Source organism: Providencia sp. TYF-12, assembly GCF_041344805.1.
GTDB lineage: Bacteria > Pseudomonadota > Gammaproteobacteria > Enterobacterales > Enterobacteriaceae > Providencia > Providencia huashanensis.
The window spans coordinates 2,611,648-2,633,948 of sequence record NZ_CP166833.1 but is presented as its reverse complement, the minus strand read 5'-3'; the positions used below and the strand labels follow the sequence as shown (position 1 = coordinate 2,633,948).

Below are 22,301 nucleotides of genomic sequence, written 5' to 3'. Positions count from 1 at the left end.
GCTATATTCCTCTTTTCTTACCTGAAATACTCACGGGCCCTAATGGGTACGGTTGACCAGGATTATCCATAACTTGTTGATAATCAGCTCTAGCACCAGGGAACCCAATTAATTTCCACGAAGCCATCGTTTGATTTCCGCCATGAATCGGGTCAGAAAAATAGCCCTCTTTTGTATTTTCAAGCATTTGTGTGAAGAACAGTTCGCTTGGAACGGAGGAAAGTTCAAGCGCGCCATTTTCAAGCTGAGTGAGTATTTCATCTTGCTCTGCCGTTTCTAGTTCAGCGAACATTTTATTGTGGTGTTGTTGACACCATACATTGACATCCTGAATCCCATTGCGCCATAAATCACGAGGGGTTAACGGAGATTGATAACCTAATTCTGGAACACTAGTTGCAAAGGGGCCATGCATATACCAAAGATGCCCATATCCATAAGGTTGTTCCATTTGTTTATCAATAAAAATAGGGATACCTTCATCGACGGCACCTGGACCATATTGGTCGGCAGGAATAAGCCTATTGGTGGCAGCAAGAACGAATTGCCACTCAATTTCATTAAAAAAAGCGGGGAATATAGCGTTGATAAATTATTGGGTGAATGAGATGTAGCAGCTAAACTGTCCATGGTTATTAGATTGCTGCCTAGCGCGGTAAGCGGAATGATAGCTAATGTTTTTTGTAAAAAAATTCGCCTAGGAGGTACGTTTTCTTTTTTGCTCATATTACTATCCCAGTTATGATCTATTAATTTAAATAAACACATAAGTTTCTTTTAGTGTGCGATAGAAGATAGAACTATCTAAAATTTATAGTCGTTTATTTTAATGAGGGATATTTGCCTAAAAAAGGTTTCTAAATGTGTTTTATGTAACAAAACGCAGATTTTAGTGGCAATAAATTGTTAATAAGGGAAGCTGGATTGAGAAAATTGGGATGCTGCTTTAGCTATTTTATTCGCGGGCGATTGCAGACAGGAGGCAGTTTTAAATTTAAAGGGTATATTTTTAGTTTAGAGCCCCAGTTTCGTTACTAGGACTCCTAAGCTAACCCTACAATCACTTATATTTAAATATAAAATCAATCAATTGCAGCAATTATCTTTATTTCAACTTTATATTCAGGCTTCATCAATAATGCCTGTACAGTACAACGTACAGGTGCACTTCCCGCAACGACCCATGCATCCCATGCTTGGTTCATCCCAGCAAAATCAGCTTTATCAGCCAAGAAAATTGTTGCATCGAGGATTTTGCTTTTATCCGAACCTATACGCTCTAACATGACATCAATTGCAGCAAGTGTATTGGCGGTTTGCGCCACGATATCGGCATCGAGGTTTTCTGGCACGCTGGTGTAGTAAACAACATTATTATGAATAACAGCTTCAGACCAACGATTATCTGGGTCAATACGTTTAATGGACATAATCATTCCTTATTATACATGTAACTCAAGAATAGCAGCTTGATAGCCGGATGAAAATCAGTTGTTCAACCAAGTATTAATTAGCTCAGCAGGGTAAGCCAACTCATGGTAAAGTGTGCTACTCATTTTTTTGATAAATAGGTTTTTGTTGTGCACGATGATTTTTCTGCGGATGGCTTTTTAGCCAGAACAATTCCTGGTTTTCAACCTCGTGAAGCTCAGGTTACTATGTCCAAAGCCGTAGCTGAGTCGATTGAACAGCAACAGGTGCTGGTGGCTGAAGCGGGAACGGGAACAGGAAAAACCTATGCTTATTTAGTGCCAGCATTGCGTAGTGGGAAAAAAGTTATTGTTTCAACAGGGTCAAAAGCACTACAGGATCAATTATATCATCGGGATTTACCCTCAATAATCGAAGCGATGAACTATACTGGGCGCACAGCTTTATTGAAAGGGCGCTCCAATTACTTGTGTTTAGAAAGGTTAGATCAGCAATCATTAGGTGGCGGAAGCCTCGAACCAGAAATTTTATCTGCCGTTGTTAGGTTACGTAGTTGGTCAATAGAGTCTGAGTTAGGCGACACCAGTACTTGCCATGATATTGCTGAGGATAGCCCGGTTTGGCCACTAGTCACTAGTACCAATGATAATTGTCTGGGAAGTGATTGCCCTCGTTATAAAGAGTGTTTTGTTCTCAAAGCTCGCCGTAAAGCTTTAGAAGCGGATATTGTCGTCGTCAATCATCATTTATTCATGGCGGATAGAGTCGTCAAAGATACGGGGTTTGGGGAACTAATCCCCCAAGCAGAGGTGATGATTTTTGATGAAGCACACCAAATTCCAGATATTGCCAGCCAATATTTTGGCCAACAGTTAAGTAGTCGTCAATTACTTGACCTTGCCCGGGACATGGTCATGACGTATCGAACGGAGTTGAAAGACCAAGTACAACTGCAAAAAAGTGCGGATAGGCTAACGCAAAGCACGTTAGATTTTAGGTTGAATTTGGGGGAAAACAGCTTCCGTGGGAACTTACGTGACTTACTTAAGCTACCTGCAGTGCAAAGGGCGCTGACATTACTCGATGATTCATTAGAATTATGCTATGAGGTAATTAAAACCTCTTTAGGGCGCTCTCAAAGCTTAGATTCTATTTTCGAGCGAGTGACTATGTATCGCAACCGGCTAAACCGGCTTAAAGATGTTTCTATTGCTGGCTACAGTTATTGGTTTGAAAGCTATGGACGTCATTTTTTACTCGCTTTGACCCCATTAACGGTCGCAGAAAAATTTAGTGAGATGATTAATAGCACACCTGCGAGTTGGGTTTTCACATCAGCAACGTTATCTGTCAATGAAAAGCTAAGTCATTTTACAGACCGATTAGGTTTGGTTAAAGCCAAAACATTATTACTGGCGAGCCCATTTGATTATCAACGTCAAACGTTGTTGTGTGTGCCGCGTTTTTTACCGGAACCGAATCAACGCGGAGTTGCACAAAAACTGGCAACGATGTTACGGCCTTTAATCGAGAAAAACCAAGGGCGGTGCTTCTTTTTGTGTACATCTCATGTGATGATGCGTGAATTAGCCGAAGAATTTAAAGCCTCATTAACGTTACCCGTATTAATGCAAGGGGAGAGCAGTAAGAACAAACTGTTATCTCAGTTTATTGCGGCAGGAAACGCTGTGTTAGTCGCAACAAGTAGTTTCTGGGAAGGGGTAGATGTACGTGGCGATGAACTTACTTGTGTGATTATTGATAAACTGCCATTTACGGCACCAGATGACCCCTTATTGAGGGCGCGAATTGAAGACTGTGAATTACGCGGTGGCGACCCTTTTGCCGATGTACAGCTACCTGATGCTGTTATTACCTTAAAACAAGGTGTTGGTCGGTTAATTCGTGATACAAGTGATTATGGTGTGATAGTGATTTGTGATAATCGCCTAGTGACTCGCCCTTATGGTGAGGTATTTTTACGCAGCCTTCCTCCATCTCCACGGACGAGAAGCGTAACCAAGGCTATCGAATTTCTTGAAGAAAAAAGGCGACAGTCTCCCTAAAAAGAGTCAATTCCTTGGCGTTTTTCTGCTGTTACGGAAGTTCTTTGTGTTAATATGCATAACATCTTTTAATCAAAAATTATTAATTTGCCGGAGTTTAGGCATGTCGACCCGTATTCTTGCTGTTGATACAGCAACCGAAGCATGTTCAGTTGCACTTTGGTGTGATGGTGAAATCATTTCACGCTTTGCTATTTCCCCTCGTGAACATACACAAAAAGTTTTACCCATGGTTGAAGAGGTTTTGGCCGAAGCAGGTATGGGGCTAAACCAGTTAGATGCATTAGCATTTGGTCGTGGCCCGGGTAGTTTCACGGGAGTGCGCATTGGTGTAGGGATAGCACAAGGGTTAGCATTAGGTGCTGATTTGCCAATGATTGGTGTTTCTTCATTAATGACTCTCGCTCAAGGTGCATTACGTCTCACGGGGCAAACGCAAGTCCTAGTTGCCATTGATGCACGTATGTCTGAAATCTATTGTGCTCAATATCAATATGTTGTAGATAGGCAATGGTTAGGTGAAGGCACAGAAGCTGTTCTACAACCTGATGACTTTAAAGCCCAATTCACCTCATTGACTGGGCAATGGTGCTATGCCGGTACAGGTTGGGCAGCTTATCCAACATTATTAGCTGGTGATAAGGCATTGAGTGATAGTCAGGTGACGTTACCTGATGCGCAAGACATGCTGCCAATTGCTGCACAGTTATGGCAACAAGGTAAAGCGATTGCAGTTGAAAATGTAGAACCAACTTATTTGCGTAATGAAGTGACTTGGAAAAAATTGCCCGGTAGAGAATAAGTTCAGCAGAAGTCATCAAAAATTGAATTGGCTGTATCTTATCACTAAATATATAGCCAATTTATTATCTAATTTAGGTAATACATAATATCTTGATAAATTAAAATACAAATCGAATTGTTTAAAAAGATAGGTTATTATTAAAAGGTAATGTATGCCTGTTTAACATATTGTGTTGTCTCAAATTAAGACTATTTTAAACAACACAATATAAAATTATACTATTGCTAATCGGAGGTGGTCTATGAATATTGAATTAAACTGCCGCACTGCACTTAAAGGTCTTTTTGTCGCAAGCGTATTAGCACTAACAGGGTGCGTCTCGATACCCGCATCAATTCAAGGGTCGGTACAAAACCCTACGGATAACTTAACATCCGTACAAAATGCACCTGAAATGTATATTGGTCAAGAGGCACGCTTTGGTGGAAAAGTCCTTGCTGTGGCAAATGAGCCGACAAGGACTCGCTTAGAAATTGCGGTGATGGCATTGAGTAAATACGATGCTGCACCTGAACTCAATGCTCCATCTATTGGTCGTATATATGCTTATTTGAATGGCTTCCGTGAGCCGAGTGATTTCACTAATCGTTACGTCACGGTAGTCGGTAAAATCACTGGTGAACAACCAGGTAAAGTCGGGCAAGTTCCTTACAAATATGTCACTTTAGATGTGACAGGTTTTCAACGTTGGAATATTGCACAAAGTGTTATGATACCACCGAGTGGGCCGTGGAATTATGGCTACTACGGGGACCCTTACTATTATAACCATCCTTGGGGGTGGGGATATGGCTATCCAGGCGGCCCGGCTCAGGTTCACACTTACTTAACTGAGTAATATTTTATCTCTGTTTTTGAACTTAAGACTCACTAAGTAAAAAGGAAAAGGCTGTTACCTTTAAAGTAATGGCCTTTTTTTGTGCTTGAAGATAAATAATGGCGTTCTTCGGCAGTCTTTTATACCACTAAAACTATCTTTTTTTGATATGGCAAGTTATTAAGCATCGATAAGCTCTCCAAACTTAGTGTAGTTCGGTGTATAATTACGTTATCTTGTATAGATTTACATCTATTTAATTAATCTTAAGACAAACAAGGCGGCATAGACCGCCTTGTTTTTTCTTAGAAGAATAAAATTTATTTAGTGATAGAGGTCTCAACCTTGACATTGTCTGTTTTTCAAACTGGTACGCTGAGTTAATAATTTGTTAAAACATGTGTTGAGTATAATAAATTCACTAAATTCAGGAGTAACATTTTGGAAAAAATCTGGCTAAAAAATTACCCTACTGATGTGCCGGAAGAAATCAATCCTGATCGCTTTGCCTCTTTGGCTGAGTTACTTGAAAACGCGGTTTCTCAATATGCTGATCAGCCTGCATTTATCAATATGGGCGCAGTCATGACTTATCGGAAGCTGGAGGAAAGAAGCCGTGCTTTCGCTGCTTATTTGCAAAATGGGCTTGGTCTAAAAAAAGGGGATCGTGTTGCATTAATGATGCCGAACCTCTTGCAGTACCCTATTGCTTTGTTTGGGATATTGCGGGCAGGTATGGTAGTGGTGAATGTTAATCCACTGTATACACCGCGAGAACTAGAACATCAACTAAACGATAGCGGTGCCGCAGCGATTGTGATTGTGTCGAATTTTGCTCATACGCTAGAAAAAATTGTTTATAACACCAAAGTTAAGCATGTCATTTTGACGCGAATGGGCGATCAACTCTCACGACCAAAAGCGACCATTGTGGATTTTGTTGTTAAGTATGTGAAACGCTTAGTTCCTAAATACAATTTACCCGATGCCATATCATTTCGTCGTGCAATGCATTATGGCTATCGTATGCAATATATTAAACCAAACATTGCAGGTAGTGATTTGGCTTTCTTGCAATACACGGGGGGAACAACAGGGGTTGCCAAAGGCGCGATGTTAACCCATCGCAATATGTTAGCGAATTTAGAACAAGCGAGAGCAGCTTACGGCCCTGTGTTGAAGTTTGGGGAAGAGTTTGTTGTGACTGCATTACCTCTTTACCATGTATTTGCGCTGATGGTGAACTGTTTGTTATTCATCAATGTTGGGGGAGTCAATTTACTTATAACTAACCCGCGTGATGTACCAGACACGGTGAAGCAATTAGGGCGTTATCCTGTTACATCCATTACTGGGGTGAATACATTGTTTAATGCATGGCTTCATAATGATGAATTTAAGAAGTTAGATTTTTCACGTTTACGTCTTTCGGTTGGTGGGGGGATGCCAGTACAAAAAGCAGTGGCTGAAAAATGGCAGCAGCTCACCGGGAAACATTTGCTTGAAGGGTATGGTTTGACAGAATGTTCACCATTAGTGACGGGGAACCCCTATACCTTAACGTCTTATAGTGGAAGTATTGGTTTACCTGTTCCATCAACTGATGTTAAATTCCTTGATGATGATGGTCATGAAGTTGCCATTGGTGAACCCGGTGAAATGTGGGTAAAAGGCCCTCAGGTTATGAAAGGGTATTGGAATCGCCCTGACTCAACCGCGGAGGCCATCGTTGATGGCTGGTTAGCGACAGGGGATATCGCTGAAATAGATACTGAAGGCTATATTCGCATTGTTGATCGCAAAAAGGACATGATTATTGTTTCTGGTTTTAATGTTTATCCAAATGAAATTGAAGATGTCATTTCGGCACACCCTGATGTGATTGAATGCGCTGCAATTGGTGTTCCTAGCGAAAGTACAGGGGAAGCCGTTAAAGTGTTTGTTGTGACGAAAAATACGAATTTAACTGCTGATGAACTTAAAACCTTTTGCCGTCGTTCGTTAACCGCGTATAAAGTGCCTAAGTTATTTGAATTTCGTGATGAATTACCAAAATCTAACGTAGGTAAAATTTTACGTAAAGATCTGCGTGATGAAGAAAAATTGCAAAGAGATAAAACACCAGTATGATGATGGTTTAGTCTCATAAAGATAATAAGTAACGCCGGTTTATACCGGCGTTACTGTGATGAAAATATAAAAAGAGAAACTTGTTTTGAATTATCGTTTAGTAACTACAGATAGTGAACTAGCCCAAATATGTCAAGAAGCGAGCCATGCGCCATGGCTTGCGTTGGATACCGAGTTTGTTCGTACCAGAACGTATTATCCTCAATTAGGTTTGCTACAGCTGTATGATGGAAAGCAAGTTTCGTTGATTGACCCGTTATCAATAACGGATTTTAGCCCGTTCAAAGCACTTTTGACTAACCCAAATCAAATTAAGTTCTTACATGCGGGCAGTGAAGATCTCGAAGTCTTTATGCATGATTTCGGCTGCGTTCCTGAACCCATGATTGACACGCAAATTATAGCGGCTTTTTTAGGGTATCCTATTTCGTGTGGTTTTGCGTCGTTGGTATCAGAACATCTGGGAATTGAGTTGGATAAAAGTGAGTCTCGTACTGATTGGTTAGCGCGCCCATTGAGTGAAAAACAGTGTGATTACGCAACAGCGGATGTGCTGTATTTACTACCATTAGCTGAAATCCTGATGGCTAAAGTGATGGAGGCTGGGTATTTAGAAGATGTTAAAGATGAGTGCCAACGTGTTGTCGCTCGTCGTCAAAAAACACTCAAACCGGAAAAAGCATACCTAAATATTCATAATGCTTGGCAATTACGTGATGAACAACTCGCGTGTTTACAGTTACTCGCGGCATGGCGATTAAATCAGGCAAAAGCTCGTGATATGGCAATTAACTTTGTTGTAAAAGAAGAGCACTTGTGGAAAGTGGCTCGTTTTTTACCGGGTTCTCTCGGCGAACTTGATAGCTTAGGTTTGACGGGGCAAGAAATCCGTTGTCACGGTAAGCGTTTGTTAGCTATTGTGGATCAAGCTAAAAAACTTGATGCAAGCCAATATCCTGCACCTGTGGCAAATATTACTGAACAAAGTGAATATAAAAATCTCTTTAAAGAAATTAAAGCTATCGTCAAAGATATCGCTGAAAATGAAAAATTTAATGCAGAATTATTAGCCTCAAGAAGGCAGATTAACCAGTTACTTTCTTTACATTGGGGGCTAAAAACTTCGGCAACGCCCCCTGAGCTTCTCGATGGTTGGCGTGGAAAGTTGCTTGCAAAACCTATTTCAAAGTTACTAACAAACGTATAATCGTTTAAGGTACAGGGGGTTTTCCCTTGTACCTACTAAAAACATCCTTTTCAGTTATATTATCATTTCATTACTCTAACAAATAAATTCTAGTTAATCGCCTGCTATATTTAAATAAAAATTGGTTTTTAATTAAATTTACTCTTAAAAATAAACAAACAAAAAAGAGTAAAGGGGGATAATATAATTAATTACTATAAGGTTATTTTTTAATAAACTGAAAATAAACCATTATTTTTGTTTTTCACCAAATAATAAAAAAGCTAATTATATTAAGCTTATTTGTAAATGAAAGGTGATTTCATATACTGACATCTACGCATTAAAGGAAAATATAATATTTTCTTAATGTGCATTTTTATTTAACAAGGTAAGTTAATTTCTATTGAAAAGGACCCAACAAATGGGAAAAATATCGGTATTAACATTAGCAGTTACATTCTCTATATTTTCTAGTAGCACTATGGCTGAAACCATCTCAGGGCAAAGCCAAAGTTATGATAATAATATGGTAAATATAAGAATAGATGAAACTGAATCAACAATGGGACCACACGGTGGTGCGTTAGGTACCCCCGGTATTGGTTATCGAAGCATAGCAGGAGGAAAAACTATATCATTTTCAGGCTTAAAAAGTAGCGATATTAAGAAGCCTGATAATGTTTATCTTCTTGATGGTACTACTATACCACATGGTAACATGGGCAAGTTTCAATTTAGTCAGGTTGCGGATGCCGAAGTATATTTCGGTGATTGGTCACAGACAGGGGTAAACGGTGATACAACACACACAGCTTATTTCTCGGGTGAGAACGCGATGAGTGAGGTTCCATCTAGTGGGCAAGCCAATTATACCCTAGAAGGAATCAACCAATTTGATGGTGAAACAAAACTAATAGGCTCATTCACGGCTGATTTTAATGATAAGTCGTATAAAGGCTCATTAAAAGGGAAAACATTAAGTATTTCGATGGGGGGGAATATTGCAGAGCAAGGGAAATTCAGTGGTAATGCTATAGCGAATGATACAATAACAGGTAGTAGTATGGGGCAGTTATTTGGCGATAATGCAGAGCAAGTTGCAGGTATTACTTCATTTAAGGGGCATGAGCACTTAGATACCGCATTTGGTGGCAAAAAAGACTAATAATTAAACTTAAATAAAGACAAGTAGGCAAAATATTATTTTGTCTGCTTTTTTTATCACTAAAGAATAGGTTATTTATGGTCGTATATATTAAGTATATAATTGGTTTTATTATTGTAAGCTCATGTAATTTTGTAACCCCAATATTTGCGGGGCAACAATTAGACGAACAATTTATTAGTATTTTAAGTATAGATAATAATGATAAACATGAACTGAAAATAAAAAAAACAAAAAATAATGAAAAAAACATCGACGAACTTGGGTTTATTCTTTATGATCTTGTTCGTAAAAAAGAGTTTGATAAAATAGAAACTATAATTTTTCTTTATAAAAGCGATCATCAGCATGATGAAAACCTAGTTAAATATATTTACGCTGAAAAGGCACTGGTAAGGCGAGAGTATGAGATAGCGATTGGTTTTTATAATGAAATTTTGGCTGTACAGCCGGATTTACCCTTAATTGAAATAAAGCTTGCACTTGCACTTATTGGTATTAAGCGCTATGAAGATGCTTTATTGGTGTATCAAACATTGCTAACCAAGTATAAAAATAAACTATCAGTAAGCCTGAGTAATTTCATTAGTAGTCAAATAATTTTACTGGAAACTAAAAATCATTGGCAGGGTACGATTAAACTTGGTGCAAGCTATGATTTTAATTTAAATGAAGCATCCAATAGTAATAATATTTATTGTTTTCGAAGCAAGTGTATGGGGAGTAGTAAAAAGGCGATAGCTGGTGGGGAATGGCATTATTCTATTGAACTATCGAAACGCTATCCATTATTAGGTAATCATGCTGGGCAGTTTTCATTTAACATTGTTGGGTTAGAACCGATGAAAACAGTGTCCACTAAAAAAATAAGTGTTTTACTCAATGGAGGCTACCAGTTTGAAGGTGCAAATAAAAAAATACAGTTGTTACCGATTGTTGAAACTAAATGGCATGATAATCAATATCATAGTTTGAAATTAGGGGCACGGATAGCCGTAGAATACGAATTTACGCCTCAAGTAATATTATTCGGGGGGGTAGAGTTAAAAAATAAAAATTATATTGATAAATATAACTTTAATGATGGTAATAAACTCTCTTATTCACTGATTAGTGGTTATTTTCTTAATCCAAATCTATTATTTTTTTCAGGGATAGATGTTATCAATAGGGAGAAAAAATTCAAAATCGACAGTTATCTGCAATATGGAACAAAAATTGGGCTATTAACAGTTGTCGACCCCTATAAGTTATTGGTTGTTACTGGTTATAAATATACAGAGTTTAAACAGTTTGATGATTATTTGAATACAAAAAGAAGTGATCATAATTGGTATTTGAATACACAACTGACATTAGAAAAATACAAAGTATTAAGCTTTACACCGGCGGTGTATTTTAATAGCCAAATAAATAAAAGTACGGCTCATATTCTTTATTCTTTTAAGCAAAGTGAAGTTGGTGTCAATTTTAGCAAAAAATTCTAATGTTTAGCGGAAGGAATAATGAAAGTAAAAACAGTAATAGCGATTAATATTGCGACAGGGTTGTCTGTTTGTAGTATTCCTAATTTATTGTATGCACAAGAGCGTGAAAATATCGGTTCTATCATAGTTAATGATAAAACAACCACAATTAAACAGCGCGATAAAAAAGGGGCTGATGATCAGTATGATAAAGATGAATCGAATATCTATATCAGTAAGGAAGAAATCGAGCGTTATAAGGGGACAAACCCAGCCGACACTATCAACCATGCTGTTGGGGTGTATAGTGGTGATGCCCGCAATAGTGGGGCGTTAGATCCTAACGTACGGGGTATTCAAGGGCAAGGGCGTGTTCCTGTTACGGTTGATGGTACTGAACAGGCTATCACGGTTTGGCGTGGTTACAATGGTGCTAACAACCGTAATTATATTGACCCGAACATGATTAGTCGTATTAGGGTGATGAAAAGCGGGGGACTCAGTCGTGATGTGCGTACTTCGACAGGTGGGGGAATCGCAATAACAACTATTGGTATTGATGATGTTGTTGATGCAGATGAACAATTTGGGTTTGATATCAAGTTAGAAACCAGTAGTAATTCAACAAAGCCGAGAATTCGTCAGGTAAATTATGGTGTGGATTATCGGGATGACAAACGCCTATTAGAAACTCTGAATTATAAAAAATTTCGCGGGATCTATTTCCAAGACTCCCAAGTCCTTGTTAAACCTCGTTCTAGAGGGAATGCCAATTTCTTTAATTTACAAGATAAAGCGGCACGTTTTGCCATTGGTACACGGCAAGAAAAATTTGACCTTATGTTAGCCTATAGTTATCGCAACCAAGGTAATTATTTTGCGGGAAGTCGTGGGTCAGGCAAATATACAGGCGAGATTATTACTTATGACCCAGCTTCGCCACAGAAATCCATTGACCCCTATATGCCATTTGTTGCCAAAATTTATGCTCCCAATAAAGAGGTTGGTAACACGTCTAATGAAATGTCTACATTATTAGCAAAATTAAATCTTATGCTGCCTAATGCACAAGATTTGTCTCTTGGTTACATGAGAACAACCAGCCACTATGGTGAAATCATGCCATCACAGATCCGCTATCATGATTTAACTGGCAGTATCCCACAGTGGTCTTTAGCTAATTTAACCTTAAATACCTTTTATGCGAATTATTCTTTCAAACCGGAATCTATGGATTGGGTTGATTTTCGTTTAGGGTATTGGCTGACGAAAATGGATTTAAATTCGAATACGGCGGGAGGTCAGCCTAGGGAGCCTATGCAAAGAGATTGGTCTTATGAATTTAAAACTCGACCTCGCTTAGCTGAGCTCAATGGTACATTAGTCAATGGCATTAAATTAAGCCAGCTTAATGATCGTTATGGTATTTCGTTATCCAATAAATTTCAATTAGCCCCTGAGTTTAAAATCACATTAATAGGAAATTTAATTGATGAAAAGATAGGGAGTAGAGACGATGTGTATAATTCAAATACAGTTCCGATAAGTGGTTTATTCCGTGCGGTACCAAGGGAAGGTAAACGCAGGGAATACAATGGTGCAATAAGGCTTGATTGGCAACCAACAGATTGGTTAAGCCTTAATGCAGGGGCTCAATATATTAGCTATTGGTCTAGGGACACTTTAAAAGAAAGAAGGGTAGCGGTAAAAGACATAAATTTTGCTCGAGTCAGTCAGGTAACAGCTAGAAATTTTCGGTTAACCCGTGTGTTAACAGCCGATGAATTTAAACTAATACAGAATTATGTTAATAGTAAGGGGCAAAGTTTTGCAAGCATAAAAGATAAACTACCATATGATACAAAGGTCTTGATTGAAGAAGCTTTAGGCATGCCGAAACATTCTTTAATATGGGCAAGTAATATTAAAGGAAAACGCGAATTTAGAATTGCGGGAAAAGACTACATAGTTAAATGGAAGGCCGATACCAACAACCGCTTTATGCGAAAAAATAATCCTTTTTATAATGGTGAAGTTGATTTAAAAGAAGAGGTTATCGACCCAGTCACTGGTTTGACAGCGAAAAAATATGGATTGACTGAGTTAAATAAAAGGAAAGATAAAATTAAATTTACAGAGGTTGAAAAATTTAAAGCCCCGAAAAGAAATGAAGATTCAGCTTGGGCGCCAGCCTTTGGTATAACTGCATATGTCACGGATAATGACCGTCTATTTGCCCGTTATTTAGAAACCGTTAGGATGCCAAGTCTTTTTGAAGATACTGTTGGTTTTTCGAGCAGTAGAGGTGTTAGTTATGTCCCCCCTACATTTTTACCTGAGCGTAGCCATACTATAGAATTTGGTTATGTGCGCAACTTCCAAGAATTATTAAATGCTGAAAACCACGCTGATTTAAGAATAAATTATTACAATACAGTGGTGACCAATGCGTTTGAGCGAGATATGAATTTAATTTTCACTCAAGTAGATAAACATAAAACAGCAGGGATAGAGCTATTAGCTCGTTATGATAATGGCTGGTTTTTTGGTGATGTGGGGTTAGATTACCGCTTAAAAAACGAAGTGTGTGATGAAGCGTCATTAGTATCAATGGACCCCTACAATAAATATGGAGGCTCAGAATGCACAACTGCAGGGTTTCCAGGGGGGTATTTACGGACTCAATTACAACCTAAATACAGTATTCATACTAACTTAGGGTTACGTTTCTTAGATGAAACGTTGGAAGTGGGTAGTCGTATGCGTTATCACAGTAGGGCGAAAAATGAAGATGAAGAAGCGATGATAAATAAATACCCATATCATTTTGCACCTTTAAATAATAGCCCAATGCATTGGAATGCTGTTTTTACTACAGATGCTTACGTCAATTACCAAGTGAATAAAGACCTATCATTAGAGCTCTTAGCGACTAACTTATTTGATGAATATTATATTGACCCATTAACACGTAGCATGATGCCTGCGCCAGGTAGGGCAATACGTTTTAATTTAACCAGCAGATTCTAACAATTAACCCTTTATGTGGTGAAGTGTGGTCGCATAAAGGGTTTTTTATGTAGGAAAAGAGATGACTTATTCACGTTTTGTGTATGCAGTTATTGTCTCATTACTGCTACATGGTGGGCTAACTTATTACAGTCTACGGAGCAGTTCAGTATCTGCAAAAATATTGGTACCGATTAATTCAGATGTCATAACGGTTGCTCTATCTCAATTACTGGTTGAAAAACAAATCGCTAAAACTGAAGAGCCCCTTGTTGGCTCTGGTGGATTAATGAGTTCGCCAGTTGAATTGGAAAGCGCACTAATTGAGGTCGCAAAAACAAACAGTGAAACGCATAGCGAAGACAGTTCATCGAAAACAAAAGTTAATTTGAATAAGCCCAAGAAAAGCTCAGAGAGTGAGAATAAAAAACGGGTCATCTCGAAAGAGATAGTAGAAAAAATAAACCATGATGAAACTGAGCAGCAGTTTAAGGAGGGGGATAACCAAATAGAATCGCTAGCGAGTGGGGAACAAGGGGAGCAGAAAACGAGAATGGTGGGCGATAATAGCAATGATATTCGGTTAAATTACCTTACAAGAATACGTAATGAGTTAGAACGCCATAAAAAATACCCACGGCGAGCGAAAATGATGAATAAGGAGGGCCATGTTGTTGTTCACTTTGAAATTACACCGCAAGGGGAGTTAACTAATGTTTATATTGTGAGGTCTGAACATAGTGAAATGTTTGGTAAAGCAGTACTTGACGCAACTAGACGTTACAGATCTGTTGGTGTAAAACCTGAAGGTGTTAATGCATTGAACAGCCTAACAATTTATTTCTCATTAGAGAAATAATAAGATAGAAAGACTGGCATCACAGCGATGTAATGCTTGGGTTGAAAAGCAAGCCGCCATAGTAAATAGCGGCTTCTTTGCAAATTATTTTTCAGCTGTTGAACTTTTTATTTCGTCACCTTCAGGTAACGTAACATTGAGCTCTAGAACAGAGATATCATCGCCTTTTTGTTCAAACTGCACTGATAACATATCAGGGTCAACCTGAACATATTTACAAATAACTTGCAGAATATCGCGTTTCATATCGGCCAGATATGGGGGCTCACTATCACCACGGCGACGTTCTGCAACGATGATTTGCAATCGCTCTTTTGCGATATTCGCTGTCGGTTTTTTTCTCGACAGAAAGAAATCCAATAAAGCCATTATTTATCCCCCAAATAGGCGTTTTAAGAAACCTTTTTTCTCTTCTTCAATGAAACGGATAGGGCGTTCTTCGCCTAAAATACGTGCAACACAATCATCATACGCTTGGCCCGCTTCGGACTCAGTATCTAAAATAACGGGTTCACCTTGGTTAGATGAGCGCAGTACCGATTGATCTTCAGGAATAACACCAATTAAAGGAATGCAAAGGATTTCAAGTACATCTTCCATACTTAGCATATCACCGCGGGTAACACGGCCTGGGTTATAACGAGTCAGTAGTAAATGTTCTTTAATTGGCTCTTCACCTCTTTCAGCACGACGTGATTTAGAGGCTAAAATACCTAAAATACGGTCAGAGTCACGGACGGAAGAAACTTCTGGGTTTGTAGTAATAATAGCTTCATCAGCAAAGTAGAGCGCCATTAATGCGCCACTTTCAATACCAGCTGGTGAGTCACAAACGATAAAGTCAAAGCCCAAGTTATCACTTAATTCATCAAGGACTTTAGCGACCCCCTCACGAGTTAATGCATCTTTGTCGCGAGTTTGTGAAGCGGGTAAAATAAATAGGTTTTCGGTGCGTTTATCTTTAATCAGTGCCTGATTTAGGGTAGCGTCACCTTGGATGACGTTCACGAAGTCATACACTACTCGACGTTCACACCCCATAATAAGGTCAAGGTTACGTAGGCCGATATCAAAATCGATCACTACCGTTTTGTTTCCTTTTTGTGCCAGGCCAGTAGCTATGGCCGCGCTTGAAGTGGTTTTACCAACGCCACCTTTACCAGAAGTCACTACAATTATGCGTGCCATGAATAATTCCTTGTAAATAAGGTCTAAATTAAATATTCGATGTTAAGTTTATTATCAACTAAACGAAGTTTAGTTGCTTTGGCAAGATAATCAGCAGGGATTTGATCGCTCAACCAATATTCACCTGCAATTGAAACTAATTCAGCTTGCAAGTGAGTACAGTAAATCTGGCTTTCAACATCACCAGAGGCACCTGCTAATGCGCGACCTCTCATCATGCCATATATATGAATATTACCATCTGCTAACAGTTCTGCACCTGCGCTCACATTACTTGTGACGATTAGATCACTATTTGGTGCGTAAATGCGTTGCCCAGAACGAACAGGGGTATTTATAATTCGAGTTTTACGATACTGCGGCTCAGTTTGAACCGTCGTAACCTGAGTTTCAGCTTGCACTTCAACAGGTTTTTGGCTTTTACCTTCATTCAATACCGGTAAACCAACATCATTTGCTTTTTGTCGTAACTGTGGGTCAGTACATCCGCTGACACCGACAATTCGTAAACCAGCTGAAATAACGGACTTGTGAATACTCGATAAGTCTACATTTGGTGATAGTTCAGCAATATTAATTACGACAGGGGCATTTTTAAAGAAGTCAGGAGCTTGACTTACTTTATCTTGCAGCGCTTTTTTGATGAGTTTAGGCTCTTCACTGTATAAGTGAATTACTGAAAGAGTAAAACTGCTGCCTTTAAGTTCTATTGGCGATTGTGGCATCTATCTAGACTCAGCAAATTAAAATTTCCGAAACAATCCTCGGGTGAAGATATTCTGTAAAACAATAGCATGTTATAGTTACTGTATTCTTCAAGCAAGCTAATGAACTAAGAAAAAGAGTTAAATATAATGATTTGTGCAATTTATAGAAGCCCTAAGCGTGAGCAAACTTATCTTTATATTGAAAAGAAAGATGATTTTTCACGGGTTCCTGAGGACTTATTAGCCCAATTTGGAACACCACAATTTGCTATGCTTATTGCGTTGGATAAACGCGACAGGCTTGCCAATGCTGACTTAGCACGTGTTAAGGCCGATCTTATCGATGTTGGTTATTACCTACAATTCCCACCTCCGGTGGAAAATTTGCTTTCAGAACACAAAGAACTGAATAACTGAAGCAAATTAAGAAAATCCTGAAAAGTAATTCTGTCTGGAGGATACGAATGAAACCAACATTATTATATACATTAGTCGCTGGTTTGCTTTTAGCAAGTTGTTCTGCGACACAACCTGAATCCGTGGTAACTCAACCGATTACTGCAAAACAAAACGAGGCAATAATTCAAGAAGTTGCCGCGCTAGATAAAGCATTTCCAATTGAACAACGTGAACCAGAGCAATTTCCTGCCTATGTGGAATTACTAAAAGAACATGCTGTTGCACAAGGGATTAAACCCGCAACGATTGAGCGAGCCTTTGCTAATATACATTTTATAGAGCGAGTGGTAAAAGCAGATAAAGGTCAGCCAGAAAAAAGAGCGACCGTTACATTAGCCAGCTATTTAAAAAATGTCTTGCCACAATCACGGGTTAACGCAGGGTATAATAAATACTTAGAAAATAAAAACTTGTTGGATTCCACTAGCCAAAAATATGGGGTGCCACCCCAATTTATTGTATCGTTATGGGGATTAGAAAGTGGATTTGGGCGCTCTCAAGGGAAAGAGGATGTCATTTCTGCTCTTGCGACACTGTCGTTCGAAGGGCGTAGAGAGGCGCTTTTTAGTAAACAATTATTAGCCGCACTTGAAATAATGGATAAAGGCTTCATTCCAGAAGACCAGCAATTGAAAGGTTCATGGGCCGGGGCGATGGGGCAGAGCCAATTTATGCCAACCTCATACTTATCCTATGCCGCAGATGGCGATGGCGATGGGAAAATGGATATATGGGCTAATAAGGCCGATGTTTTTGCCTCTATTGCCAATTACCTATCAACTGAGGGCTGGCAATCACAATTACCTTGGGGTTATCAAGTCACTTTACCTGCTGATTTCAATCGAACTCTGGAAGGCGTAAAAACTGAACAAGGGAAAACAGTGAGCGAATGGCAACAATTAGGTGTTAAATTGCCTACAAGTGCGCAATTATCTCCAGACGTGAAAACATGGGTAGTTATCCCTGATGATCCAGAAGGGAGAACATTTTTAGTGACTGAAAACTTTCGCACCATTATGCATTGGAACCGCTCATATTATTTTGCACTGAGTGTTTGTATGATGGCAGATGGCATCGCTAACAAAATAAAATAATGATAGTAGATAGGAGTCCCCTTATGTATCAACATCGTGATTGGCAAGGTGCGTTACTTGATTTCCCAGCAAACAAAGTAGTTTGTGTGGGTAGTAACTATGCAAAGCATATTAAAGAGATGGGGTCAGCGGTTCCTGAAGAGCCTGTGGTTTTTATTAAGCCAGAAACAGCTTTATGCGATATTACACAATCAATTGTTATTCCAAAAGATTTTGGTGAGGTTCACCATGAAATTGAAATGGCAATTTTAATTGGTATGCCGTTAAAAAATGCCGATGAAGACCGAGTTTCGCGTTCTATTGTCGGTTATGCAGTTGCTCTGGATTTAACATTACGGGATCTACAAGCTAAATTTAAGCAAGCAGGGCAGCCATGGGAAAAAAGCAAAGCTTTTGACGGTTCTTGCCCAATTTCTGGTTTTATTCCTGTTAGTAACCCGAATGACCTACAAAATATTGAGCTTTCTTTGGAAATTAATGGTGAAGTTCGCCAAAGCGGCTCGACGCGTGATATGATCACCCCAATTTTACCACTGATTAGCTACATGTCCCGTTTCTTTACTCTACGTGCAGGGGATGTCATTTTGACTGGGACTCCTGAAGGTGTAGGCCCATTGGCTTCTGGTGATATGCTGAAGTTATCGATAAATGATCATTCGCTGACTACTCGAATTATTTAATTATAGGATTAATTAGTATTATGTCGCAGTTTTGGCAAGTTAAAACATTGGATGAAATGACGGATGAGGAATGGGAGTCTCTCTGTGACGGGTGTGGGCAATGTTGCTTACACAAATTAATGGATGAAGACACTGATGAAATCTATTTTACTAATGTAGCTTGCAATCAGCTAAATTTAAAAACATGTCAATGTAAGCATTATGAAGACAGGTTTAGTTATGAAGCGGACTGTATTAAACTTAATCGTTATAATTTAGAAACGTTTGAGTGGTTACCCAATACGTGTGCTTATCGTTTGTTACTTGAAGGTAAGTCGCTCCCTGCTTGGCATCCATTGAAAACAGGTTCAAAAGCTGCGATGCATAGTGAGGGTATTTCGGTTCGCCATATTGCTGTAAAAGAAATTGATGTGGTGGATTGGGAAGAACACATTATGAACCGGCCTATGGGTAGGGGGTAATATTCCCCCTCATTGGTAAGGTAATTTTAATGGGTATCTCTTTACTAACCGCAGCTTTATCTATTCTCATCAATGCATCTTTATTGCCTGCTCTTGGGGTTTTTATCGAAAAATTCTGTCAGTATGCAGAGACGATGCTTTATACATTTTAGACATTATTGAGTTAAATAGAATCAATAATATCGAAAGAACTATTTTGAAATAATGTCAGTTTTAAGCATAAATATTATTTCATATGTTGACTTTAACGATAAAAAATTATTGATTAATATCACTCGATTGTTTTAGCTTATTAAAAACACTCCATTTATTAAGCTGTAATTTCCAATTAAACTGTGCCTTAGAACACATTTATTATTGTAGTTACGCAAAAAAAAGCCTATTTATAATAACAGCCGCACAACTAGCGGCTCCTTGCTTTGCTTTTATAAAGATAGTTCGCTACCCTATTTTAACAGAAGTGATTTGAGGGTCTGGAATGAAAACGTTTGGTGTTGTGCTCACAATCATTGGGTTAATTACAGCGATTATTTCTTATAATATGGATGTTAGTATCCCTATTGTTTATGGAGAGTCGATTAAAGACACAGGCTTAGCATTTGATAGGCAAAATTATATTATTGGTAGTTTGTTGGTTGCTTTTTTTGGTGTATTAATTGTTATTTTTGATAGTAGAAAGCGTAAATAATAAGGCCGCTTGGGGTGATAAGGCCTCTCTTTTTCTTACTAGATATAGACTAAAATCACTAAAATTAACTAACTATAATCCTATGTATTCCTTCCATATAGCAGAAAGAGTCTAAACCCTTAGATTCTTTTTTATCTTATCGACACAAATTGTCGTATCCAAAATAATAATGACATTTTTAATATACAACACTAACGTGTAGTATTTTTACCTACTAATAGGTGGTATTTACGGTAATTTGTTGTTAGTTTGCTATTATTTATTTATAATAAGCTAGCCTAACGTAAATAGGGGGTTGTGTGAAAAAATATTCATTTTTACTGCGTTAATAGCAATAGCGGGTTGTGTATCTAAAAATACTAAAACAGAGCCTCAACAAGCAGTAGGGATGCCTAATCCTGCATCGGTATATTGTGTACAATCTGGTGGTAAATCTGAGACGGTTGATACTCCTAGCGGGCAGGTTGGCTATTGTATTTTGCCTTCAAAAGAAAGAATAGAAGAATGGGAGCTATATCGTAAAGGCCATTCAAACTAACCTTCCTTTTCATCGTTATTAGCAAAGGCTCTACTCCTTATGGGCTTTTGCTATACCACCATCAGGCATTCTCCTTTTTTAGTGATTAATCATTTCAATTTATTAGCCGATATTAAATGAGTATCAATCGTTTTTTGCTCGTCATAAAGCAGATAACGGAATGATATGTTGCAGATAGTATCCGTCAACTATTCCGTATGTACTTTAGGCGACATTTTAAGAAAGGCATATTGATTTAGTAAAGGTAAGCTAGTCGGTATATGGCAAATTATTGATATAAAATATTTTTATCTGTTAATGTCTCAAAATTGTTAAATTATGATACTAAAATGGAGATAGCTACTTTATGTTATGTAATCGACAAAAAATGAGCGTTATTCACGGGATTGAATAGTTTGAAAAACGGTAAACTCTCTTTTTTATGCATAAATGAGGGTAAGAAAAACATCTTTTATTGATGGCTTTAAGCTTAGGATCACACTTTAACACACCATGAGAGTAAATTAGGAATATTCTTAATGATAAAAAACGGTGTATAGATCACATTTTTGGCTGCTGTTCGGTTTGAGAAAATACGCGTATTTTCATATGGTTATAAAATAGAAAAATTGACATAAGTTAGTTTATAGTTTGTGCAGCGATTCTGTTTTTTTATTTTATATCAAAAACAATGATAATTTTTTCTAACATAGGCTTACTTGTACAAGTTGATATTGAGTTTTTAGTAATAATTTAGAGTTGAATGAAAAGAGGATTATATTGCGATTTTATCGTCATTTTCGTTAACATTCTAAATTTGTCCTCATCATAAATATTATTATTTTAATTAAAATCGATGTTTCTCCCTCCAAAACACACATTTCAGAATTTTAATAACGACCAAAGCTGACTGTTGATATAAAAACTCACTTATACACTCATGGTGTGTTTTTTAGGTTTTAAGCATAAAAATTCGGTATTAAATTTTTTTTTGAAATCGAAATTTATTACGAATACCAGTAAAAATACATTAATAAAATTAATGATATAGTCTTTAAGTGATAGTCGTCAATAGATATATGCTAGTGTTATTTTGCGACTAAAAGTATCAAAATGTGTAATTTAGTATCATTTTAATATGGTAAATGTATTTTTTGTTGTTCATATAAATCTAATTTATTAGGAATTAATAGTTAATTAAATCTATAATTCAATAAAATTAAGATTTTTTTCTAAAATGTAAGCGCAGCACGAGTAATTTAGTGAAATGATCACATCAAGTAACTCAATCAATAGATCAGTTTTAATAGGCGTGGGCTATTAAAAAATAAATAAGCGATGGTAAAAACGATTTAATAAAACTTAAGTTATTATGTATCCTCTCTTCGAAATCATATAGAGCATATGATTATAAATTCTAAATAGGACTAATTAAGAAATATATTTATTTGCATTAATACGAAGGGTTCAAAGTGAAGCATAAACTACCAGTCATACTCTATGTATGACTAGGCTCTTGCATTTATTTTTTGCCTAACAATAAAACAAAAAACTTAATCAGTTCTTTTTA

At 37.8% G+C, this 22,301-nt stretch carries 21 protein-coding genes; 16 read left to right on the top strand and 5 right to left on the bottom strand.

Going from position 1 to position 22,301, the window contains the following annotated elements; all coding sequences use genetic code 11:
* Position 1: 1 nt before the first annotated feature.
* Positions 2–517: a gluconate 2-dehydrogenase subunit 3 family protein gene (locus ABE954_RS11890; protein ID WP_371025901.1), complete on the bottom strand. Its 516-nt coding sequence runs from the start codon at positions 515–517 to the stop codon at positions 2–4.
* Between the two features lie 565 nt (positions 518–1,082).
* Complete coding sequence (locus ABE954_RS11885; protein WP_042843880.1) at positions 1,083–1,430, bottom strand: RidA family protein; 348 nt, start codon at positions 1,428–1,430, stop codon at positions 1,083–1,085.
* Between the two features lie 150 nt (positions 1,431–1,580).
* Here ABE954_RS11885 and ABE954_RS11880 point away from each other — a divergent pair, with 150 nt between their 5' ends.
* The 9 genes from ABE954_RS11880 to ABE954_RS11840 all read left to right on the top strand — a co-directional run bounded on the left by ABE954_RS11880 (position 1,581) and on the right by ABE954_RS11840 (position 14,937).
* On the top strand, positions 1,581–3,497 hold the full coding sequence (locus ABE954_RS11880; protein WP_048607135.1) for an ATP-dependent DNA helicase: 1,917 nt from the start codon (positions 1,581–1,583) through the stop codon (positions 3,495–3,497).
* A 103-nt stretch (positions 3,498–3,600) separates the two neighbouring features.
* Complete coding sequence (gene tsaB, locus ABE954_RS11875) at positions 3,601–4,299, top strand: tRNA (adenosine(37)-N6)-threonylcarbamoyltransferase complex dimerization subunit type 1 TsaB (RefSeq protein ID WP_071548049.1); 699 nt, start codon at positions 3,601–3,603, stop codon at positions 4,297–4,299.
* A gap of 244 nt (positions 4,300–4,543) precedes the next feature.
* A complete protein-coding gene (locus ABE954_RS11870; RefSeq protein ID WP_042843877.1) occupies positions 4,544–5,140 on the top strand; it encodes a Slp family lipoprotein in 597 nt (198 codons plus the stop codon).
* A gap of 420 nt (positions 5,141–5,560) precedes the next feature.
* Positions 5,561–7,249 (top strand): long-chain-fatty-acid--CoA ligase FadD, encoded by a 1,689-nt coding sequence (gene fadD, locus ABE954_RS11865; RefSeq protein WP_042843876.1) that lies wholly within the window; start codon positions 5,561–5,563, stop codon positions 7,247–7,249.
* 85 nt (positions 7,250–7,334) lie between these two features.
* The gene (gene rnd, locus ABE954_RS11860; RefSeq protein ID WP_042843875.1) at positions 7,335–8,456 is read left to right on the top strand and encodes a ribonuclease D; all 1,122 of its coding nucleotides are present in this window, start codon (positions 7,335–7,337) and stop codon (positions 8,454–8,456) included.
* A gap of 403 nt (positions 8,457–8,859) precedes the next feature.
* Positions 8,860–9,603 carry a Slam-dependent surface lipoprotein gene (locus ABE954_RS11855; protein ID WP_371025464.1) on the top strand — a complete coding sequence of 248 codons (744 nt, stop codon included), beginning with the start codon at positions 8,860–8,862 and terminating at the stop codon, positions 9,601–9,603.
* Between the two features lie 77 nt (positions 9,604–9,680).
* Positions 9,681–11,090, top strand: coding sequence for a surface lipoprotein assembly modifier (locus ABE954_RS11850; RefSeq protein WP_240133663.1), 1,410 nt, complete (start codon positions 9,681–9,683; stop codon positions 11,088–11,090).
* Positions 11,091–11,108: 18 nt separating this feature from the next.
* On the top strand, positions 11,109–14,099 hold the full coding sequence (locus tag ABE954_RS11845) for a TonB-dependent receptor domain-containing protein (protein WP_371025463.1): 2,991 nt from the start codon (positions 11,109–11,111) through the stop codon (positions 14,097–14,099).
* A gap of 61 nt (positions 14,100–14,160) precedes the next feature.
* Positions 14,161–14,937, top strand: a complete 777-nt coding sequence (locus tag ABE954_RS11840) for an energy transducer TonB (protein WP_272663508.1) — start codon at positions 14,161–14,163, stop codon at positions 14,935–14,937.
* Positions 14,938–15,021: 84 nt separating this feature from the next.
* Here the strand turns inward: ABE954_RS11840 and minE are convergent, their stop codons facing one another.
* The 3 genes from minE to minC are packed head-to-tail and all read right to left on the bottom strand — an operon-like array spanning position 15,022 to position 16,850.
* Positions 15,022–15,306: a cell division topological specificity factor MinE gene (gene minE, locus ABE954_RS11835; RefSeq protein ID WP_042843873.1), complete on the bottom strand. Its 285-nt coding sequence runs from the start codon at positions 15,304–15,306 to the stop codon at positions 15,022–15,024.
* A 3-nt stretch (positions 15,307–15,309) separates the two neighbouring features.
* The gene (gene minD / locus ABE954_RS11830; protein WP_042843872.1) at positions 15,310–16,125 is read right to left on the bottom strand and encodes a septum site-determining protein MinD; all 816 of its coding nucleotides are present in this window, start codon (positions 16,123–16,125) and stop codon (positions 15,310–15,312) included.
* 23 nt (positions 16,126–16,148) lie between these two features.
* Entirely contained in the window at positions 16,149–16,850 is a 702-nt protein-coding gene (gene minC, locus ABE954_RS11825) for a septum site-determining protein MinC (protein ID WP_129465877.1), read from the bottom strand.
* Between the two features lie 129 nt (positions 16,851–16,979).
* Between minC and ABE954_RS11820 the strand changes: the two genes are divergently transcribed.
* The 7 genes from ABE954_RS11820 (at position 16,980) to ABE954_RS11790 (ending at position 20,752) form a co-directional block, all read left to right on the top strand.
* Positions 16,980–17,249: a YcgL domain-containing protein gene (locus tag ABE954_RS11820; RefSeq protein WP_042843869.1), complete on the top strand. Its 270-nt coding sequence runs from the start codon at positions 16,980–16,982 to the stop codon at positions 17,247–17,249.
* 47 nt (positions 17,250–17,296) lie between these two features.
* Positions 17,297–18,385 carry a lytic transglycosylase domain-containing protein gene (locus tag ABE954_RS11815; RefSeq protein WP_042843868.1) on the top strand — a complete coding sequence of 363 codons (1,089 nt, stop codon included), beginning with the start codon at positions 17,297–17,299 and terminating at the stop codon, positions 18,383–18,385.
* Between the two features lie 23 nt (positions 18,386–18,408).
* Positions 18,409–19,065, top strand: a complete 657-nt coding sequence (locus tag ABE954_RS11810) for a fumarylacetoacetate hydrolase family protein (RefSeq protein WP_042843866.1) — start codon at positions 18,409–18,411, stop codon at positions 19,063–19,065.
* A 20-nt stretch (positions 19,066–19,085) separates the two neighbouring features.
* Positions 19,086–19,526, top strand: coding sequence for a YcgN family cysteine cluster protein (locus ABE954_RS11805; RefSeq protein WP_042843865.1), 441 nt, complete (start codon positions 19,086–19,088; stop codon positions 19,524–19,526).
* A gap of 29 nt (positions 19,527–19,555) precedes the next feature.
* On the top strand, positions 19,556–19,678 hold the full coding sequence (locus ABE954_RS11800) for a hypothetical protein (protein WP_259671930.1): 123 nt from the start codon (positions 19,556–19,558) through the stop codon (positions 19,676–19,678).
* Between the two features lie 326 nt (positions 19,679–20,004).
* Entirely contained in the window at positions 20,005–20,214 is a 210-nt protein-coding gene (locus tag ABE954_RS11795) for a hypothetical protein (RefSeq protein ID WP_042843864.1), read from the top strand.
* 388 nt (positions 20,215–20,602) lie between these two features.
* Positions 20,603–20,752, top strand: coding sequence for a DUF333 domain-containing protein (locus ABE954_RS11790; RefSeq protein ID WP_197679473.1), 150 nt, complete (start codon positions 20,603–20,605; stop codon positions 20,750–20,752).
* Positions 20,753–22,301: the final 1,549 nt, after the last annotated feature.

Excerpts from the sequence above, each read along its gene's own strand:
- ABE954_RS11885 (WP_042843880.1), bottom strand. The coding sequence starts at position 1,430 with ATGTCCATTAAACGTATTGACCCAGATAATCGTTGGTCTGAAGCTGTT.
- tsaB (WP_071548049.1), top strand. The coding sequence starts at position 3,601 with ATGTCGACCCGTATTCTTGCTGTTGATACAGCAACCGAAGCATGTTCA.
- ABE954_RS11870 (WP_042843877.1), top strand. The coding sequence starts at position 4,544 with ATGAATATTGAATTAAACTGCCGCACTGCACTTAAAGGTCTTTTTGTC.
- ABE954_RS11855 (WP_371025464.1), top strand. The coding sequence starts at position 8,860 with ATGGGAAAAATATCGGTATTAACATTAGCAGTTACATTCTCTATATTT.
- ABE954_RS11850 (WP_240133663.1), top strand. The coding sequence starts at position 9,681 with ATGGTCGTATATATTAAGTATATAATTGGTTTTATTATTGTAAGCTCA.
- ABE954_RS11845 (WP_371025463.1), top strand. The coding sequence starts at position 11,109 with ATGAAAGTAAAAACAGTAATAGCGATTAATATTGCGACAGGGTTGTCT.
- ABE954_RS11840 (WP_272663508.1), top strand. The coding sequence starts at position 14,161 with ATGACTTATTCACGTTTTGTGTATGCAGTTATTGTCTCATTACTGCTA.
- minE (WP_042843873.1), bottom strand. The coding sequence starts at position 15,306 with ATGGCTTTATTGGATTTCTTTCTGTCGAGAAAAAAACCGACAGCGAAT.
- minD (WP_042843872.1), bottom strand. The coding sequence starts at position 16,125 with ATGGCACGCATAATTGTAGTGACTTCTGGTAAAGGTGGCGTTGGTAAA.
- minC (WP_129465877.1), bottom strand. The coding sequence starts at position 16,850 with ATGCCACAATCGCCAATAGAACTTAAAGGCAGCAGTTTTACTCTTTCA.
- ABE954_RS11820 (WP_042843869.1), top strand. The coding sequence starts at position 16,980 with ATGATTTGTGCAATTTATAGAAGCCCTAAGCGTGAGCAAACTTATCTT.
- ABE954_RS11815 (WP_042843868.1), top strand. The coding sequence starts at position 17,297 with ATGAAACCAACATTATTATATACATTAGTCGCTGGTTTGCTTTTAGCA.
- ABE954_RS11810 (WP_042843866.1), top strand. The coding sequence starts at position 18,409 with ATGTATCAACATCGTGATTGGCAAGGTGCGTTACTTGATTTCCCAGCA.
- ABE954_RS11805 (WP_042843865.1), top strand. The coding sequence starts at position 19,086 with ATGTCGCAGTTTTGGCAAGTTAAAACATTGGATGAAATGACGGATGAG.
- ABE954_RS11800 (WP_259671930.1), top strand. The coding sequence starts at position 19,556 with ATGGGTATCTCTTTACTAACCGCAGCTTTATCTATTCTCATCAATGCA.
- ABE954_RS11795 (WP_042843864.1), top strand. The coding sequence starts at position 20,005 with ATGAAAACGTTTGGTGTTGTGCTCACAATCATTGGGTTAATTACAGCG.
- ABE954_RS11790 (WP_197679473.1), top strand. The coding sequence starts at position 20,603 with ATGCCTAATCCTGCATCGGTATATTGTGTACAATCTGGTGGTAAATCT.